At 63.5% G+C, this 15,987-nt stretch carries 19 protein-coding genes and 4 tRNA genes; 12 read left to right on the plus strand and 11 right to left on the minus strand.

Annotated features, from left to right (window positions below):
• On the minus strand, nt 1-1,354 hold a 1,354-nt coding region (locus ACZO3G_RS10195), incomplete at its 3' end, for a valine--tRNA ligase (RefSeq protein ID WP_486847148.1).
• A 174-nt stretch (nt 1,355-1,528) separates the two neighbouring features.
• Entirely contained in the window at nt 1,529-2,059 is a 531-nt protein-coding gene (locus ACZO3G_RS10200) for a DUF1836 domain-containing protein (protein ID WP_101549565.1), read from the minus strand.
• A 150-nt stretch (nt 2,060-2,209) separates the two neighbouring features.
• Between ACZO3G_RS10200 and trhA the strand changes: the two genes are divergently transcribed.
• Both trhA and ACZO3G_RS10210 read left to right on the plus strand, forming a co-directional pair.
• Nucleotides 2,210-2,863, plus strand: coding sequence for a PAQR family membrane homeostasis protein TrhA (trhA, locus tag ACZO3G_RS10205; protein ID WP_101549563.1), 654 nt, complete (start codon nt 2,210-2,212; stop codon nt 2,861-2,863).
• Nucleotides 2,864-2,976: 113 nt separating this feature from the next.
• The gene (locus ACZO3G_RS10210) at nt 2,977-3,330 is read left to right on the plus strand and encodes a ComEA family DNA-binding protein (RefSeq protein WP_276872561.1); all 354 of its coding nucleotides are present in this window, start codon (nt 2,977-2,979) and stop codon (nt 3,328-3,330) included.
• 54 nt (nt 3,331-3,384) lie between these two features.
• On the opposite strand, the gene ACZO3G_RS10215 is transcribed toward ACZO3G_RS10210, so the two are convergent.
• On the minus strand, nt 3,385-3,561 hold the full coding sequence (locus ACZO3G_RS10215) for a hypothetical protein (RefSeq protein ID WP_158595683.1): 177 nt from the start codon (nt 3,559-3,561) through the stop codon (nt 3,385-3,387).
• Nucleotides 3,562-3,707: 146 nt separating this feature from the next.
• Between ACZO3G_RS10215 and ACZO3G_RS10220 the strand changes: the two genes are divergently transcribed.
• The 4 genes from ACZO3G_RS10220 (at nt 3,708) to ACZO3G_RS10235 (ending at nt 4,049) form a co-directional block, all read left to right on the plus strand.
• Nucleotides 3,708-3,783, plus strand: a tRNA-Val gene (locus ACZO3G_RS10220).
• 5 nt (nt 3,784-3,788) lie between these two features.
• A tRNA-Asp gene (locus tag ACZO3G_RS10225) sits at nt 3,789-3,865 on the plus strand.
• A gap of 29 nt (nt 3,866-3,894) precedes the next feature.
• A tRNA-Phe gene (locus ACZO3G_RS10230) sits at nt 3,895-3,970 on the plus strand.
• Between the two features lie 3 nt (nt 3,971-3,973).
• A tRNA-Gly gene (locus ACZO3G_RS10235) sits at nt 3,974-4,049 on the plus strand.
• A gap of 248 nt (nt 4,050-4,297) precedes the next feature.
• On the opposite strand, the gene ACZO3G_RS10240 is transcribed toward ACZO3G_RS10235, so the two are convergent.
• Both ACZO3G_RS10240 and ACZO3G_RS10245 read right to left on the minus strand, forming a co-directional pair.
• Entirely contained in the window at nt 4,298-4,606 is a 309-nt protein-coding gene (locus ACZO3G_RS10240; RefSeq protein WP_276874512.1) for a helix-turn-helix domain-containing protein, read from the minus strand.
• 32 nt (nt 4,607-4,638) lie between these two features.
• Nucleotides 4,639-4,965, minus strand: a complete 327-nt coding sequence (locus ACZO3G_RS10245) for a helix-turn-helix domain-containing protein (protein WP_276874516.1) — start codon at nt 4,963-4,965, stop codon at nt 4,639-4,641.
• Between the two features lie 180 nt (nt 4,966-5,145).
• Between ACZO3G_RS10245 and ACZO3G_RS10250 the strand changes: the two genes are divergently transcribed.
• Nucleotides 5,146-5,502 (plus strand): hypothetical protein, encoded by a 357-nt coding sequence (locus tag ACZO3G_RS10250; RefSeq protein WP_276874519.1) that lies wholly within the window; start codon nt 5,146-5,148, stop codon nt 5,500-5,502.
• Between the two features lie 80 nt (nt 5,503-5,582).
• On the opposite strand, the gene ACZO3G_RS10255 is transcribed toward ACZO3G_RS10250, so the two are convergent.
• On the minus strand, nt 5,583-6,365 hold the full coding sequence (locus ACZO3G_RS10255; protein ID WP_276874523.1) for a M23 family metallopeptidase: 783 nt from the start codon (nt 6,363-6,365) through the stop codon (nt 5,583-5,585).
• 288 nt (nt 6,366-6,653) lie between these two features.
• Between ACZO3G_RS10255 and ACZO3G_RS10260 the strand changes: the two genes are divergently transcribed.
• The 5 genes from ACZO3G_RS10260 (at nt 6,654) to ACZO3G_RS10280 (ending at nt 10,987) form a co-directional block, all read left to right on the plus strand.
• Entirely contained in the window at nt 6,654-7,289 is a 636-nt protein-coding gene (locus ACZO3G_RS10260; protein ID WP_276874527.1) for a corrinoid protein, read from the plus strand.
• A 61-nt stretch (nt 7,290-7,350) separates the two neighbouring features.
• A complete protein-coding gene (locus ACZO3G_RS10265; protein WP_277138749.1) occupies nt 7,351-8,442 on the plus strand; it encodes a zinc-ribbon domain-containing protein in 1,092 nt (363 codons plus the stop codon).
• A 118-nt stretch (nt 8,443-8,560) separates the two neighbouring features.
• Complete coding sequence (locus tag ACZO3G_RS10270) at nt 8,561-8,740, plus strand: hypothetical protein (RefSeq protein WP_101549546.1); 180 nt, start codon at nt 8,561-8,563, stop codon at nt 8,738-8,740.
• A gap of 899 nt (nt 8,741-9,639) precedes the next feature.
• Nucleotides 9,640-10,101: a hypothetical protein gene (locus ACZO3G_RS10275; protein WP_288234695.1), complete on the plus strand. Its 462-nt coding sequence runs from the start codon at nt 9,640-9,642 to the stop codon at nt 10,099-10,101.
• A 76-nt stretch (nt 10,102-10,177) separates the two neighbouring features.
• Nucleotides 10,178-10,987 carry an alpha/beta fold hydrolase gene (locus ACZO3G_RS10280; protein WP_101549544.1) on the plus strand — a complete coding sequence of 270 codons (810 nt, stop codon included), beginning with the start codon at nt 10,178-10,180 and terminating at the stop codon, nt 10,985-10,987.
• Between the two features lie 97 nt (nt 10,988-11,084).
• Here the strand turns inward: ACZO3G_RS10280 and ACZO3G_RS10285 are convergent, their stop codons facing one another.
• The 5 genes from ACZO3G_RS10285 to ACZO3G_RS10305 form a co-directional block, all read right to left on the minus strand.
• Entirely contained in the window at nt 11,085-13,376 is a 2,292-nt protein-coding gene (locus tag ACZO3G_RS10285) for a sensor histidine kinase (RefSeq protein WP_276871101.1), read from the minus strand.
• Nucleotides 13,339-14,049, minus strand: coding sequence for a response regulator transcription factor (locus ACZO3G_RS10290; RefSeq protein WP_101549538.1), 711 nt, complete (start codon nt 14,047-14,049; stop codon nt 13,339-13,341). The genes ACZO3G_RS10285 and ACZO3G_RS10290 overlap by 38 nt, the downstream gene beginning before the upstream one ends.
• Before the next feature lie 170 nt (nt 14,050-14,219).
• On the minus strand, nt 14,220-14,741 hold the full coding sequence (locus tag ACZO3G_RS10295; RefSeq protein WP_101549537.1) for a EutP/PduV family microcompartment system protein: 522 nt from the start codon (nt 14,739-14,741) through the stop codon (nt 14,220-14,222).
• Between the two features lie 4 nt (nt 14,742-14,745).
• On the minus strand, nt 14,746-15,120 hold the full coding sequence (locus ACZO3G_RS10300) for a BMC domain-containing protein (RefSeq protein WP_101549536.1): 375 nt from the start codon (nt 15,118-15,120) through the stop codon (nt 14,746-14,748).
• Between the two features lie 183 nt (nt 15,121-15,303).
• Nucleotides 15,304-15,936 (minus strand): hypothetical protein, encoded by a 633-nt coding sequence (locus ACZO3G_RS10305; protein ID WP_101549534.1) that lies wholly within the window; start codon nt 15,934-15,936, stop codon nt 15,304-15,306.
• Between the last annotated feature and the right edge of the window lie 51 nt (nt 15,937-15,987).

The raw sequence follows: 15,987 nt of genomic DNA on the forward strand, positions 1-15,987 counted from the left end.
TGTCAAGGGTGTCGGGGTCCTGTACCAGGTGCTTTCCGCCGCACTTCGGGCAGGCGTCCGGGTCCTCTTTGGAGACGACCATTTCCCCGCAGTCGGGGCAGTACCAGGCGGGGATCCGGTGGCCCCACCAGAGCTGGCGGGAGATGCACCAGTCCTTGATGTTTTCCAGCCAGTTGAAGTAGATCTTGTCGAACCGCTCGGGCACGAATTTGGTGTCGCCCCTGCGCACCGCCTCGATGGCGGGCTTGGCGAGCGGCTCCATCCTGACGAACCACTGCTTGGAGACGCGCGGCTCGATCGCGCTGCCGCAGCGGTAGCAGCCGCCGACGTTGTGCTTGTAGGGCTCGACCGATTTGAGGTAGCCGCCCGCCTCGAGGTCCGCGACGATCGCCTTGCGGCACTCCTCGCGGGTCATGCCCTCGTATCTGCCGCCGTGTTCGTTGATGGTGGCGTCGTCGTTCATGACGTTCACGACGGGCAGGTCGTGGCGCAGGCCGACCTCGAAGTCGTTGGGGTCGTGCGCCGGGGTGATCTTCACCACGCCGGTGCCGAAGTCCATCTCGACGTATTCGTCCGCGATGATCGGGATCTCCTTGCCCACGATCGGCAGGAGCACCTTTTTGCCCACGAGGTGCTTGTAGCGCTCGTCGTCCGGGTGCACCGCGACGGCGGTATCGCCGAGCAGCGTCTCGGGGCGGGTGGTCGCGATCTCGAGCACCTCGTCCGTGCCGACGATCGGGTAGTTAATGTGCCAGAAGAAGCCGTCCTTCTCGTCGTACTCCACCTCGATGTCCGAGATGGTCGACTTGCAGTGGGGGCACCAGTTGATGATTCGCTCGCCGCGGTAGATGAGCCCCTTTTCGTAGAGGTTGACGAACACCTCGCGGACCGCCCTGCTGCATCCCTCGTCGAGGGTGAAGCGCTCCCGCTCCCAGTCGCAGGAGGAGCCGAGCTTTTTGAGCTGGTCTATGATGTGGCCGCCGTACTCCTTTTTCCACGCCCATGCGCGCTTCAAAAATCCCTCGCGTCCGAGGTCCTCCTTGGTGACGCCCTCCTGCCGCATGGCCTCGACGATCTTCGCCTCGGTGGCGATCGACGCGTGGTCGGTGCCGGGCAGCCAGAGCGTCTCGTAGCCCTGCATTCTCCGCCAGCGGATCAGGATGTCCTGGAGCGTCTCGTCGAGGGCATGTCCCATATGCAGCTTGCCGGTGATGTTCGGCGGGGGGATGACGATGGTGTAGGGCTTCTTTTCGGGGTTGGGCTCGGCGTGGAAATACCGGCCCTCCTCCCAGAAGCGGTAGGTTTTATCCTCAACCTGCTTGGGGTCGTAAACCTTTTCCAGTTGTTTCGGCATGTCTGTTCCTCCAATAGCCTCTTTCGGCAAATTACAATACTCTATATTATAATAAAGTTCCCGTCCAATTACAAGCGGGACCGCCGGAAAATCTGCCTTTTCAGCGGATTCGGCGGCAGGGACGCGGCCGCGCCAAAAGGCGGCGGGGGCTTTGCCCCCGCCGCCCGTCGGACGCTATCCCTCCGGGGCGTTTTCCACGACGCCCTCGCACACCCGCCGCAGCTCGGTCGCCGCTCCCGCCAGCGCGAGGGCGAGCGCGAGCGCCCGCTCCCGGCTCTCCAGGCCCGACGCGTCCGAAAGCTCCTCCCGCAGCAGCGCCTCGAGCTTCGGGCGCAGGCGGTTTTTGAGCGCGAGCGCGTCCCCGTAGGCCCGCTCGAAGCCGCCCGGCGCCCCCTCCCCCGCCACCAGCCTTTTGATGTCGGAGAGCGCGAGCTGCTGCTTGAGGGTGAGGATGCAGAGCAGCTGCATCACCTGCTCACGGGAATACTTTTTGCCCTTGACGGGCATAATAAGATGCTCCTTGGAATAGTTGTTGACCATCGTCTTGGTCAGCAGCTTATCCTCCGCCGACCGCTTGTTGCCCGCGAGGCCCTCGTCCACCAGCGTCAGGATCTGGTCCATATAGAGGTCGATGCGCGGCACGTCGGCGGCGGAGAGATCGGCGTCCGCAAAGGCGGCGGACAGGATTTCATCAAAGGTTTTCATCGTCTTCCCTCCCGGCCGGAATTCCCTGTCCCCAATTCTACATGATTTTGTGAACTTTTTCAAGATGCAGTTGCTTTTTCTTCGATATGTGATATTATAATAGTATCATATAGTTATTAAAACTACATTATATTGTTGTGAGGTGCCACTATGCCGCGGATCTTCCTGAAAGCGCGCGACCCCATCAGCAGCTACACCCATTTCATCGGGGCGTGGCTGTCCGTGATCGGCCTGGTCGTGATGGGGGTGCATCTCGCGGTGACGCCGGGGGTCACGGCGGTCACCGCCGTCTCCTGCATTCTCTTCTGCCTGTCGCTCATCGCGCTCTACTGCGCGAGCAGCATCTACCATTTCACCAACGCCGCAGCCAAAATCCAGACCGCGCTGCGCAAGCTCGACCACGCGATGATCTACGTGCTCATCGCCGGGACCTACACGCCGCTGCTGCTCACCCTGCTCCCCCGCCCGAACAACCTCGTCTTCACCGCCGCCATGTGGGCGGTCGCCGCCGCGGGCATCCTGATGAAGATGTTCTGGCTGGGCGCGCCCCGGTGGCTGAGCACCACCCTCTACATCCTGATGGGCTGGGCGATCGCCGTCGACCTGCCCGCGGTGGGCGCGCTGCCCCTGCCGGGGATCGTGCTGCTCGTGGTGGGCGGGCTCGCCTATACCGTGGGCGGCGTCATCTACATGGTCAAGCGCCCCAACCTCTCCGAACGGTTCGGGTTCCATGAGATTTTCCACCTCTTCGTCATTGCCGGCAGCGTCTGTCACTACCTGATGGTCCTGCTGTACATCGTCTGAACCCCGTCGTTTTCTGAACACAAGCCTCCCGCCGCGTATTTTGCGGCGGGAGGCTTGCGTTTCCTGCGGCGGGATGGTATCATTTCCCCATGGGAGCGAAAGGGGGCGGCGGCATGAAACAGCGGTCGGGCACGGGCCTCATCTGGGCCGCCGCGGGACTTCTCGCGGCCGCGCTCATCTGCTATAACGTCGCCACCGCGCCGCCCCGGGTCCCCGCCAGCATCGCCTTTTCCCCCGCGCCCGTTTTAAACCCCTACCCCGAGCTGGATGGGGTGGTCGTCCACATCAACCGGGCCACCGAGGAGGAGCTGACGCAGCTCCCCGGCATCGGGCCGGAAAAGGCCGGAGCGATCCGCGCCTACATCCGCGACTACGGTACGCTCGACTCCCCCGAACAGCTTCTGGAGATCAGCGGCATCGGCGAGAAGACGCTCGAGCAGATTTCCCCCTACCTGGCGTTCGACTGAGCCGAAGTTCACCCTGATAAAAAACGGGCGCGGCAGATGCCGCGTCCGTTTCGTTTAGTTCCGGTTCGGGTTCTCCGGCGCGGGCGGCTCGGGAGCGCCCTCCGCCTGGGATACCGCCTGGTTGATGAACGCGCTGGTGATTTCCGCGTTCGGGTCGACCTGTGCGAAATGGTCGTGCCGGGTCCGGGACCGTTTCCGTTCGGGATGGATCAGCCGGTTTTTTTCGAGCATGGCGCTCACCTCCTGCCGATAGTTTTTGCAGGGCGGCCAGGATTATGCGGGAGCGCTTTTTTGAAAAAAGCGGTTGACATTCCGGGACAGGCAATGTATAATAATTTACGTCGCTTGTTGGACGTTCAGTCGCCAAAGGCAAATGTGGGAGCTTAGCTCAGCTGGGAGAGCATCTGCCTTACAAGCAGAGGGTCACAGGTTCGAGCCCTGTAGTTCCCACCAGTTGTGGCCCGGTAGTTCAGTTGGTTAGAACGCTAGCCTGTCACGCTAGAGGTCGTGGGTTCGAGCCCCATCCGGGTCGCCATTTTTCTCCCTTTCCGCTTTGCCAAATATGCCTTTGTAGCTCAGTTGGTAGAGCAGAGGACTGAAAATCCTCGTGTCGTTGGTTCGATTCCGACCGAAGGCACCAAGCGCGGGTTTAGCTCATTTGGCAGAGCGCCACCTTGCCAAGGTGGAGGTAGCGAGTTCGAGCCTCGTAACCCGCTCCAAAAAGAACGCTTCATTTTGAAGCGTTCTTTTTCTTTTTTCGCGAGAACGAACCCGCTGCCTCCACCGACATTTTAAATCCGGAGGTCCCGGGGTCCCCGCGAAAGCGCGCTTTCGCGGGGTGGGGTTGCGGGTTCGAGCCTCGTAACCCGCTCCAAAAAGAACGCTTCATTTTGAAGCGTTCTTTTTTATTTGGAGCGGCTATTTACCAACTATACAAAAAAAGGGGGGTATTCGACATCAATTGTTGTCAAAACATATTTCTAAGCAAGTCCATAATGATCTGTTGCTGCTTTGGATTTAGCGCCGACCAATTATCAAGCATTTCTCCCTGCTCTGGCGTAAGCGAAATGGGGTCATCCCCTTCTGAGAAAAATTGTGATAAGGTAATTCCAAATCCTTTGCACACCTTATCCAGCGTTTGTATTGTTGGCGTTTGTCCCTTGCGGTACCAGGTGGATATCGTTGACTGAGACAGTCCGGAATGTTTTGATAAATCATACTCAGTCCAGTTCCGAGCCAAGCGGAGTTTCGTAATTTCTTTGAGTATATCTATCATGATCCCCACCCTCTTGCTACGTTATAAGGCTTTTATTCTTTCAGCGAAGATATGACACTATCGAAAATATCCAACGCTTGCTTTCTCTTGGTAACATCAAGAGCATTCAACTTCCTAATCATGTCGTTACTCTTGGCTTCATAGCCAACGACCAAACTATCTTGAAGGACATCGTCGGCAGAAGCATTCAAAGTGTTCAGGATCAGCAGGAACGTTTCTAGCTTTGGCACTTTATCGCCACGTTCAATATCGGCCAGATACCTTGTGCTGATGCCTATCCTTTCTGAACACTCTTTCAGGCTCCAACCACATTTCGCTCTATATGACTTAAGCTTCTTTCCCATGCTTTTACAGTTCACGGGCACCACCACCTATCTAGGGATATCTTCTACAAATAGCATACCAACTATACAAAGCCAACAAAATGATCTATTAATAGAAATGTCCCTAAATAGGGGTTGTGCTCGATAAACATTTGTGCTAACATAGGACTGGGAAATTGGCAGCTTCGCCAAAACGCATGACGAGGAGGAAGCGCAATGCCTGACAAGGTACTGACGACCATTGAAGCAACCATCATGACCAAAACAAAAGAGGCCCTGTTAAAGCACTGCGAAAACACCGGGCTTTCGATCGGCGAAGTGGTTGACCGTATGGCATTGGATTTTGTCATTGATACTCCCGAACTTGCCGCAAACGTATTGTGCGAGGAATTCGTGATCATGGTAGTCAATCAGACGGAGGAGCAAATGCAAAAAACGGTCCACCATGTGATCGCCAGCCTGATGATTCCCTTTCTTGGGAACGACAGTGATGCGCGCGCTTTTTTTGAGGACCTTTCGCTCTGCATCAAAGATCATATGGATCTCATCACGAAAAACGCGCAGGCGTCATAGCCGAATCCAAAAGTGCGGCCGCCGGCCACGCGAAAAGCCCCGGGGCGCTTCCTCCGAAGCGTCCCGGGGCTTTTCCCGCGCTATTTGTCGATGTAGACCAGCGGGTCCAAAAAGCTCGACCCGATGCGGATTTCAAAATGCAGATGGTTGCCGGTGGAGTTGCCCGTCGAGCCGACGTTGGCGATCTTCTCCCCCTGCTTGACCTCCTGCCCGACCGATACGTCGAGCGAGCTGTTGTGCCCGTAGAGGGTGCGGGAGCCGTCGGCGTGCTCGATGATGACGCACTTGCCGTACTCCCCGTACCAGCCCGCGAGCACGACGCGCCCCTGCGCCGCCGCGTAGACGGGCGTGCCGTGCGGGGCGGCGAGGTCGATGCCGTTGTGGTGGGGATAGTCGTAAAAATCTGCCGACAGCCACCCGGTCTTGAGCGGGCGGATGAAGGAGGACACCCAGCGGCTGCCGTCGGCGGTTTCGCTTCGCAGCACCCGGGTGCCCCTCTTGACCACCTGGTCGACGGGGCGGGCGGTGTCGGTCGACTGGACCGACAGCACCTTGACCGGCCGGTCGCCCTCGAAGACGACCTGTGAACGGATCTCCCGCTCGCCCGCAATCCCAGCCGAGACGACCTCGGTATAGCCCCGGTAGCGGGCGGGTTCGTCCTGGTAGGCGACGCTGTAGGGGATTTTTTCCGTGGTGACGACGGTGCGCGTGGTGCGCGCGGGCGGCTGAAGCGCCAGAATGTTCACCGCGCAGAAGAACGCAAGCGTCACCGCGAGGGCGCGCGCCGTCAGCTTCCTGATGGGGGTATTTTTTGTCCGCTTCCGCGATGTCGATTGTCCGGAGTTGTCCGCAGAAAACTGCATGGGTGTGCCTCCTCCCTGAATCGATACGCACTCAGGATACCGGGCGTTTATGAACTGTCTGTGAACACCGGGCATCGTTTACACAAGGTTTACGATATTGGAAAGCCCTGTCCCCTCCCCCTCCCTGCTTCTTCCCGGGGAGGAAATCCCCGGTCCCCCGGCCATCCAGAATCTCCGGGCGCCCGTTTGCGCCCACCCGCTTGAAATCAGCGCCAAAGTAGGGTATGATTGCTGTAGCGGAAAATCGGAATCCGCGCCTGTTTTTGGCATTTGAGGGGGGAAAATCGGTTGTCCCAGCTTTTGGATGAAATCAGCCGGCTCCTGCAGCAGGGGCGCGCGCCCGCCGTCAAGGAAACGGTTTCCCGCGCGATCGCGGAGGGCCTTTCCGCCGGGGAAATCCTGAACGGCGGCCTGCTTGCGGGCATGGGGGGCATCGGGGAGAAATTCAAGGCGAACAAGGTCTATATCCCCGAGGTCATGATCGCCGCGCGCGCGATGAACGCGGGACTTGAGCTGCTCAAGCCCCTGCTCGCGGAAAGCGGCGGCGAGGTGCGCGGCACCGTCGTGCTCGGCACCGTCAAGGGCGACCGGCACGACATCGGCAAGAACCTCGTCAAAATGATGCTCGAGGGGAAGGGCCTGCGGGTCATCGACCTGGGGGTCGACGTGCCCGCCGCCAAGTACATATCCGCCGCCGAGCAAAACGGCGCGGACATCATCGCCTGTTCCGCCCTGCTCACCACCACGATGAACGAGATGCGCGCCGTCGTCGCGCTCCGCAACGGCACGCCCGCACTCGGCGGGGTCAAGGTGATGATCGGCGGCGCGCCGGTCACCCAGGCGTTCTGCGACGAGATCGGCGCGGACAGCTATACCCCCGACGCCGCCACCTGCGCGGAGGTCGCGCTCGGGTTCTGTTCCTGAGCGTAAGCGAGGAAGCCCACCAACATGATTGGGGCGCCACGCGCCCATACGGAGGAAAGCCATGTTTTGCAGCAAATGCGGAAGGGAAATCCGGGACGACAGCGTTTTTTGCTCCTACTGCGGCGAGTGTGTCGAGGAGGAGCCGCAGGAGGCCGGGGAGCCCTGCGGCGATGAGGAGGAAGCGCCCTGCGTCCGACCGGGCGCGCCGAAAAAGCGCTGCTCCGAATGCGGGAAGGAGCTTCCCAGCAGCACGATTTCCGACCTGTGCGCGATGTGCACCATCCGGCGGCGCAACCGCGAAATCGAGGAGGAGCGCGAGCGGCGGGACGCGGAACCGCCGAACAGGGACCGCTACGACATTTCGGACGAATTCGACCAGAGCGTCTTCGAGCGCGACCGGGCGAACTATTTCCGCGGCGAGGAGCCCGGCTACCGCTCGCAGGAGCGCCCGTCCCGCTCCACCTATACCGGCAAGCCGGCCGGCGCGCTCGGCGGCGCGGACCCCAAGCCCGCCAACCGCGGCTGCCTCATTGCGGCGATCGTGGTGATCGTCGTGGTGTTCGTGCTCCCCATCCTCGCCGTCTTCATCTTCAGCTTCGCGGCGGACTCCCATTCCTCCGTGGACGCCGCCATTGCGCCCGTCTCCGAGGCTTCCCCGATAGACGGCGACTGGTGGCCGGACGACGAGAGCGACTGGCAGGCGGACGACGAGAGCGAGCCCGGCTTTGACGACGGCGCGAACGTCATCAGCACCGGAAGCCGCGACGAGCTGTTCGACCAGTTCATCGTCTCCGCCGCGGAAAGCACCCTCTACGCGATGATACCCGCCTACTATGAGGCCGATTCGGTCGCCTTCCACCACGACCGGGAACAGCTCACCGGCGACGGCGCGTTCATCACGACCTACGGCACCGCCGACCTCACTTTGGGCGGGCGCACAAAGACCGACCGTTTCGAGGTGGTGCTCGCGATGTCGCCGAGCTATTACCACCCGCTCTACCTCGCGGTCAACGGCGAGCCGGTCTTCGACATCCGCGACACGGTCGACCGCGACGGCTACGTCACCGCCGAAGGCGCGCAGTTCTACGAGCGCGAGGAGGGCACCTCCCTCTTCGACGAGGAGACGGCCATCCGCCTCGATGATTTTGAATGAAAAATCGGCTGCGGCCGTAAAGCAAAACCTCCCGGGAAGATTTCCCGGGAGGTTTTTGCTTTCCCCGGCTCTGCATCTTCCCTTTCCGGCGGGGAACACTAAAAGCCGAGGTGATTTTATGCCGAAAAAAGACCGCGCGAAGTCCAAGCGGCCGCCCGAATCCGGCGGCGAGCCCGCGCCCTGCGCCGTGGATGTGATCCCCGACTGCGTCAACACCGACGGCACCGAGATCCCCGACGGCTACAACAAAATCGGCTACCAGGTGGTCGACAACATCTGCGAGGAACACATCATGTGAGCTCCAGCCAGCCTTTCCGGCGGCCGGTCCCCAAGGGGACCGGCCGCTTTTCGTATGCGCGCGGAACCCCCGCGCCGATTTTTGAATAGGATGGTTTCAGACGATTTATTGACCGGTTGGGAGGTATTTTAATGCTGCGATACGGAAATTCGGAATTTTCCATGGGCGGGCGCTGGGGGGTCGTCCCGCCGCCCATCGGCGCGGCGGTCCCGGGCGGGACGCCGAGGACGGCGCCCCCGCAGGGCGGCGTCCAGCGCGCCGCAGGCGCGCCGGGACCGCGCAGGCCGGGCGGCGCGGCGCAGCCGGACAGGAACGGCGTTCCATACGCCCCGCGCGGCGAGGCAGGGCTCGCGGGCGCGACGGGACCGGCCGGCCCGAGCGGCGAAACGGGAGCCACAGGTGCCATGGGCCCGATCGGCCCGCGCGGCGAAACCGGGCCAATCGGCGCGATGGGACCGACCGGACCGCGCGGCGAAACCGGGCCAATCGGCGCGATGGGACCGGCCGGCCCGAGCGGCGAAACCGGGCCAATCGGTGCGATGGGACCGACCGGCCCGCGCGGCGAAACGGGGGCCGCGGGCGCGACGGGACCGACCGGACCGCGCGGTGAAGCGGGGGCCGCGGGCGTGACGGGACCGACCGGACCGCGCGGCGAAACCGGGCCAATCGGCGCGATGGGACCGACCGGACCGCGCGGTGAAACGGGGGCCGCGGGCGTGACGGGGCCGACCGGACCGCGCGGTGAAGCGGGGGCCGCGGGCGCGATGGGACCGACCGGTCCACGCGGTGAAACGGGGGCCGCGGGAGCGATGGGACCGACCGGTCCACGCGGTGAAATGGGGGCCGCGGGCGCGACGGGACCGACCGGACCGCGCGGGCCGAGAGGCGCGGCGGGCCCTGTGGGGCCGCGCGGTGAAGCGGGGCCGGCGGGGCTCGCGGCCGCGAGCTTTTATACGGCGGGGCGGCAGGTCCTGCAGCCGAACAGCGTGCTGCCGCTCGCGCAGGCAAATCCCTGCAATGCCGGCGGATTCCTGCTCGAGGACGGGTGGGTCACCGTCCCGGCGGGCGGGCTCTACCTCATCAGCCACCGGGTGGTGCTCGCGCCGGGCTTCTCCGGGGTGTTTGTCCTGCGCTCGGAGAAGGACGCGGACACGGCGGGGCACGCGAGCTTCGGCCGCGCCGAGGACGGCGAGGCCGCGCCCTGCGCGGGAACGGGAATCGCGCGGCTGGCGGCGGGCGACCGGCTCTGCCTCTTCCGCGCCGCGCAGGGCGACCTCACGCCCGTCGAAACGCTCGACGCGGTCGACCGCATGGCAGCCGTTTCGATCCAGCTGACCCTCGTCCGCCTCGCGGACGAATGACCGTCCCGGGCCCCGCCCTCCTCCCGCACCCGCGCCCGCCGGGGCGCATAGAATGGGAGGAAGGAGGATTCTTTCCATGTTTTATGTCCGAACGAACGACGGCGTCAAAATCGCCGTCTATGATTTAAATCCCACGGCCGCCGAGACCGTTTTCCTCGTGCACGGCTGGCCGCTTTCCCACCGCATCTTTGAATACCAGGAGACGCCGCTCATCTGCAAGGGCTACCGCGTCGTCGAAATCGACCTGCGCGGCTTCGGCAGCTCCGACAAGCCCGCCTGCGGCTACACCTACGACCGGATGGCCGACGACATCTACGCCGTCGTGCGCGCCCTCAACCTGCAAAATTTCACCCTCGCGGGCTACTCGATGGGCGGCGCGATCGTCCTGCGCTACATGGCCCGCCACCGCGGCTATGGCGTCAAAAAGCTCGCGCTGCTCTCGGCCGCCGCCCCCAGGCTGACGCAGGCCCCCGGCTTCTGCCACGGCGTCCCCGCGAGCGCGGTCGACCAGTGGGCCGCGGGGGCCTCGACCGACCGCCCCGCGCTCATCCGGCAGTTCGGCGGGATGCTCTTCGCGCTTCCCCACAGCCAGGCGATCACCGACTGGCTGGGCGACGTCTCCCTCTCCGCGTCGGGCATCGCCACCATCCAGACCGCCTGCGCCCTGCGCGACGAGGACGGCCGCGCCGACCTCGCAAGGGTCTGCGTCCCCACCGGCGTCTTCCACGGCCGGCAGGACCGGGTCGTCCCCTTCGACCTCGCGCTCGTCACGCAGCAAGGCATCCGAAACGCCGTCCTCTATCCCTTTGACCAGAGCGGCCACGGCATCTTCTACGACGAGCTCGACCGTTTCAATTCCTGTTTCCTCCAGTTTTTGGCGTGCTGAACCGGCCCGCTATCGGGTTCCACGGAGCTTACGCAAAGAGGGGGCGCGCGGTATGTTCCGCGCGCCCCCTCCTGTTGGAAAGGAGATTTTCCCGAAGTCAGTCCTCCGCCTGTTCCGCCTGTTCCTCCGCCGCTTGCCGGGCGAATTCAACCGTCACGACAAAGAGGTCCGCGATCGTCTCCACCGAGAAGCGCCCGCCGCACGCCTCGGTAAAGGTGCGCGCGATCGAAAGCCCCAGCCCGCTGCCGCCGTCGGTGCGGGCGTCATCCCCCCGCACGAACCGCTCGGTGAAGTCCTTATTCCTCGCAATCTCCTCGCGGGAGGTGTTTTTGACGCTCGCGACCGCCGTGGTCCCGTCCGCCGCGAGGCTGACGTGCACCCGCGAGCCGTCCAGCGAATATTGCAGCGCGTTCTGCACGAGGTTCTGGAAGACGCGGTAGAGCCGCTGGCCGTCCGCCGTAATCATCACCGGCTCCTCGGGGATTTCCGCCCGCACCGTCACCGTGCTGCGGCCGATCTGCTCGGCCATGTCGGCCAGCGTCTGGCGCAGCAGCTTGCCCAGGTCGAGGGTCTCGAGCGTCACCGGGAGCTGCCCGGAGGCCGCCTTGCTCACCTCGAACACATCCTGCACCATCGTCTTGAGCCGCTGCGACTTGCTCTCGAGGATGCGGATATAGTCCTTCACATGCTCGGGGAGGTCCTCCTCCTGCCCCAAAAGCTCCACATAGCTGATGATCGAGGTGAGCGGCGTCTTGATGTCGTGGGAGACGTTCGCAATCAGCTCCACCTTCATCCGCTCGCTGCGCATCCGCTCCTCGAGCGCCTCGTTCATCCCGCGCTGGATGTCGTTGAGGTCCTTCGCCGCCGCCGCGAGGTCCGCGTCCTCCGGCAGGTCGAGCGGCATCGTGAGCCCGCCCGCGTGCACGGCGGCGATCTGCCCGACCAGCGCGCCGATGTCCCGGGCGGTCTCCCGGTTGCCCCGCGCGAAGCGGTAGAGCATCCAGAGCAGCAGCGCCAGCAGCCCCGCCAGCAGCAGGAACGCGAAGAGGGAGTCGCGGTTATAGACGCGGAAGCCCGCGTAGAGCGCCAGCGCCGACGCCGCGAAGGCCGCGGCCGCGATCAGCACCGCGCCGAACCGGCGCACCATCCGCCGCTGGAGGGGCAGCTTCAGATCGGAGGCGCGCGCCGCCGCGCAGAACTTCCCGGTGAGGCTGTGCTTCCAGGGCTTCGGGTTGTGCCTCCAGTCGTTGATCAGCAGGTAGGCCGACCAGAAGATCACCAGCAGGGAGAACCCGTTGCGGGAGAGCTCCTGCGCGTAGTAGGTGAAGATCCACGGGTCGAGATATTCCTCCCGGACCATATAGGTGATCTCCCGCAGGGCGTCCTGCGGGCCGGCCAGGAAGACCGCCAGCGCCGCCAGCAGGAGCAGGAGCTTGCCCTCGTACCACACGCGCCCCGTCACCCGTGCGATCGCCGCGTCGGCGCGGCGCTTGTCCCCGCGCAGCAGGAACCAGACGGCCAGCAGCAGGACGCCGGCCGCGCAGGAGGCGGCCATGCCGGTGTAGCGGTCCCGCCTCTCCTTCAGGTTCTGCTCGAGCCAGTAGAGGCGGTTGTTCTGCCGCTCGGCCGAGCTGTTCCCGTAGCTGCCGCGCACGTAGAGCATCGGGCTCTTCGCCGCCGCGATCACCACGCTCGCGCGGGCGGCGTCCTCGTCCACCGTGAAGTTTTTATACCCGGGGACGTACCAGTCCTTCCCCTCGCGGTAGTAGCCGTCGCCGTAGATGTCGAGCTCCCTGCCGTCCTTGACGACGCGCACCTTGCTCCCGTCGAACCAGAGCAGAAAATTGTAGCCCTCGGGCAGCTTGAGGTTCGGGCCGTCCAGCCCCGTGCCCTCGGCGTTGGTATACTTCTGCTCGCCGTCGTAGCGGATGTCGTAGAGGACGTTCTTATCCTCCTTGAAGTAGTCGTGCGCCGCCTGCGCGGACGAGCCGTAGCTCGACGGCGGCGAGATGGTGACGCTGAAATCGTAGCCGTCGTCCCAGCCGTGGTAGCCGCCCGAGCCGTACTCGCCGATCGCGTCGGCGACCTCGGCCGCCTCCATGACCGCGGAGGTGATTTCGCCGTTGTAGGAGACGCTGTATTCGGAGTAGTTCGCGTTTCCGCCGACGGCCATCGTCAGAAAATCCTCGAGGTAGCTTGCGACCGCGTCGCGGAACGCCCGCGTATTCTGGTAGTCCTCCTGGAAGGCGTCCGCAACCGACGTGCGCTTCCACGAGCCGCCCGTCAGGAGGGAAAGCGCCTCCGGCACGCTCGTCAGAAGCAGGCTGATCCCCAGAAAAAAGGCCGTAAAGCTAACGGCCGCCCTCCACCTTTTCGATCTTGTATCCAATTCCCCATACCACCTTTAAGTATTCTGGTTCCTTCGGGTTGAGCTCGATCTTCTCCCGGATGCGCCGGATGTGCACCATCACCGTGTTTTCGGCGGCGAAGGCGTCCTCCTCCCACACCCGCCGGTAGATCTCCTCGGCGGGAAAGATGCGCCCCAGGTTGCGCATGAGCAGGTCGACGATCTTCGTCTCGGTGGCCGTCAGCTTGACCGGGTCGCCGTCCGCGCGCAGGACGCGTTCCTCCGGGCTGTAGCTGAGCCGCCCGTTGTGGATCTCGTCCCCCGTCCCGGGCGCGTTGATGTCCCCCAGGCTCGTGTACCGCCGCAGGTGGCTGCGCACCCGCGCCACCAGCTCCTGCGGATTGAAGGGCTTGGTGACGTAGTCGTCCGCACCCATCGAGAGTCCGAGCACCTTGTCGGTGTCCTCGCTCTTGGCGCTGAGCACGATGATCGGCAGGTTGCGCCGCTCCCGCAGCTTCATCACCGCCGACAGCCCGTCGAGCCTCGGCATCATCACGTCGATGATCATCAGCCGCACCGAACGGTCCATCGCCTGTTCGAGCGCCTCCATCCCGTCGTACGCCCGCAGCACGCGGTAGCCCTCCTTTTCGAGCAGCAGCGCGATCGCCTGCACGATCTCCCGGTCGTCGTCGACCACCAGCACGCATTCGTTCATCTGATCTCCCCCTTAGGCCTGTCTCTATCCTAATGCGGTTTCCTTACAAAAAAATGGACGCGTTTCTTACGGAAATCTTACAACTCCGGCGCGCCCTCAGCCTTCATGATACCACAACCCTCCGCATGTGGATAGTGCATAAAAAAATCCGGAAGCAAAGCTTCCGGATCTCAGGGGCGTTTTCGCCCCGTCTCCCCGTATTTGTCCGAAAGGACGGTGCGCGGGCGTTCCGCCTCCTCGGCGTTCTCCCACGGCAGGCGGTCCCCCGGCTCCTTCAGGTAGCTTAGAATCCGCCAGATGCCCTCCCCCGAATAGGCGCTCACTCGGAAAACCGGGCGGCAGCCCGCGAGTTCAAGCCACCGCTGGGCGCGGCCGGGGTTGGCGCCCGGCTCGTCGATGCGGGTCACGATGCCGATCACCGGCCGCGTGCAGGCCGCCGCGACGCAGGGCGGAAAGAGGCAGTAGGGCTCGGTCGCGCCGCAGAGCAGGCCGACCACGTCGGCCTCGTAGGCGTAGAGCGCCAGCGCGCGGCCGAGCGAGGCCGTCTCGGCGTACTCGCCCGGCGTGTCGATTACCACGTCGTAGTGGTTGATATACTGGGTCTTCCGGTAGGCGATCTCACCGCCCCGCAGCGCCTGGGAGAGGGTCGTCTTGCCGCATTCGCTGCGTCCCATCAGGATGATCTTTTTCATTCCGTCACGTCCGGGTCACCGCGCAGACGGTGAACCCCAGCGTCCCCTCCAGGTAGGCGAGGATGCTGTGGATGGCGGCCTCCACGTCGGAGATGAGGCCGGTGAAGATCAGCGTGCCGCTGAAGCGGTCGATGAACCCCATCTCGACGCTCGCCGTCTTGAGCGCGAGGTCGCCCGCGATCACGGCGATTTCCGCCGGGGACATGCTCAGGATGCCGATCGCCGCCTGCCGGTAATCGGCCTCGGGATCGAGCCCCAGCTTCTGGTAGATGATCCTGTCGGGGCTGGCGATCACATGCGCCAGCGTCACCTGCTTGCCCGGCACCAGCTCCTGGATGATCCGCTGCTTTTCCGGAGATTCCGCCCGCTCATACGCCATGCGCCCGCCTCCTTTCCCTTCCGGTTATTCCTGTTCCTATTGTAGCAAGCCCGCGGAGGGAAAGCCATGCGCGGCGGCGCTTTTGCGCAAACGCGGTCAAGATTTGTAATTCCGATCAGAATTGATCAGCTTCTGATCATCAAGACAGCAAAAATCCCCCGCCGAAACGGGGGATTTTTGCTGTCAGCCTTTGTTTTCGACCAGGTCGCCCACGCTGCCTCCCGCGGACGGTAAGGTGGAGGAGCCGCCCGAACCGCCGCCGGAACCGCTCGAGCTGCCGGCAAAGCTCCTGCCGGAAGCCGGCGCGTTGACGCCCTTGGTCATCCGCTCGAGCGACACGTTGGTCAGCTCGTAGTTGACGTTGGGGCTGTAGATCACGTCGATGTAGCCTTCCCCGTCCGCCGACAGGTCCCGTTCCTCAATGACGCAGTTACCCTTGAGGTAGGTGGTGTCGATGGAGGTGGAGCCGGTTGCAATGACGGTGGGTTTGTATTTGGGGTTCTGGATGGTCACGTTGGGGCAGGTGACGCCGTCCAGAACCACAGTGCCGCCGCTCCTGATGAGCAGGGTCCCGGTGATCTCGACATTTTTCAGGGTCACCGTGCCGCGGCCGACCTCCTCGGAGATCGTGAGGTTGTTTTCCACACGCATATTCTGGTAGGTGATGTCCGCCGTGTCAATCGTCTGCCGGGTGTCGACCGTTTTGACGGTTCCGTCCGCGCCGCCGGCGACCTTGCCAGAAACCGCGGCCGACGGGACCGCGAACGCCACGGCCAGGGCGGCCGCCAGCAGCATTGCCAAAATCTTTTTTCCCATGGGGATACCTCCCTTTTACTTGGGGACGGGGAGGGGGCGGGCCCCCTCCCC

The organism is Anaerotruncus sp. (assembly GCF_057433415.1).

Coding starts and splice junctions, on each gene's coding strand:
- ACZO3G_RS10295 (WP_101549537.1), bottom strand. CDS start 14,741: ATGAAAAAGATCATCCTGATGGGACGCAGCGAATGCGGCAAGACGACC.
- ACZO3G_RS10210 (WP_276872561.1), top strand. CDS start 2,977: ATGAAACAGCGGTCGGGCACGGGCCTCATCTGGGCCGCCGCGGGACTT.
- ACZO3G_RS10265 (WP_277138749.1), top strand. CDS start 7,351: ATGTTTTGCAGCAAATGCGGAAGGGAAATCCGGGACGACAGCGTTTTT.
- ACZO3G_RS10255 (WP_276874523.1), bottom strand. CDS start 6,365: ATGCAGTTTTCTGCGGACAACTCCGGACAATCGACATCGCGGAAGCGG.
- ACZO3G_RS10215 (WP_158595683.1), bottom strand. CDS start 3,561: ATGCTCGAAAAAAACCGGCTGATCCATCCCGAACGGAAACGGTCCCGG.
- ACZO3G_RS10280 (WP_101549544.1), top strand. CDS start 10,178: ATGTTTTATGTCCGAACGAACGACGGCGTCAAAATCGCCGTCTATGAT.
- ACZO3G_RS10290 (WP_101549538.1), bottom strand. CDS start 14,049: ATGAACGAATGCGTGCTGGTGGTCGACGACGACCGGGAGATCGTGCAG.
- ACZO3G_RS10250 (WP_276874519.1), top strand. CDS start 5,146: ATGCCTGACAAGGTACTGACGACCATTGAAGCAACCATCATGACCAAA.
- trhA (WP_101549563.1), top strand. CDS start 2,210: ATGCCGCGGATCTTCCTGAAAGCGCGCGACCCCATCAGCAGCTACACC.
- ACZO3G_RS10305 (WP_101549534.1), bottom strand. CDS start 15,936: ATGGGAAAAAAGATTTTGGCAATGCTGCTGGCGGCCGCCCTGGCCGTG.
- ACZO3G_RS10200 (WP_101549565.1), bottom strand. CDS start 2,059: ATGAAAACCTTTGATGAAATCCTGTCCGCCGCCTTTGCGGACGCCGAT.
- ACZO3G_RS10270 (WP_101549546.1), top strand. CDS start 8,561: ATGCCGAAAAAAGACCGCGCGAAGTCCAAGCGGCCGCCCGAATCCGGC.
- ACZO3G_RS10240 (WP_276874512.1), bottom strand. CDS start 4,606: ATGATAGATATACTCAAAGAAATTACGAAACTCCGCTTGGCTCGGAAC.
- ACZO3G_RS10300 (WP_101549536.1), bottom strand. CDS start 15,120: ATGGCGTATGAGCGGGCGGAATCTCCGGAAAAGCAGCGGATCATCCAG.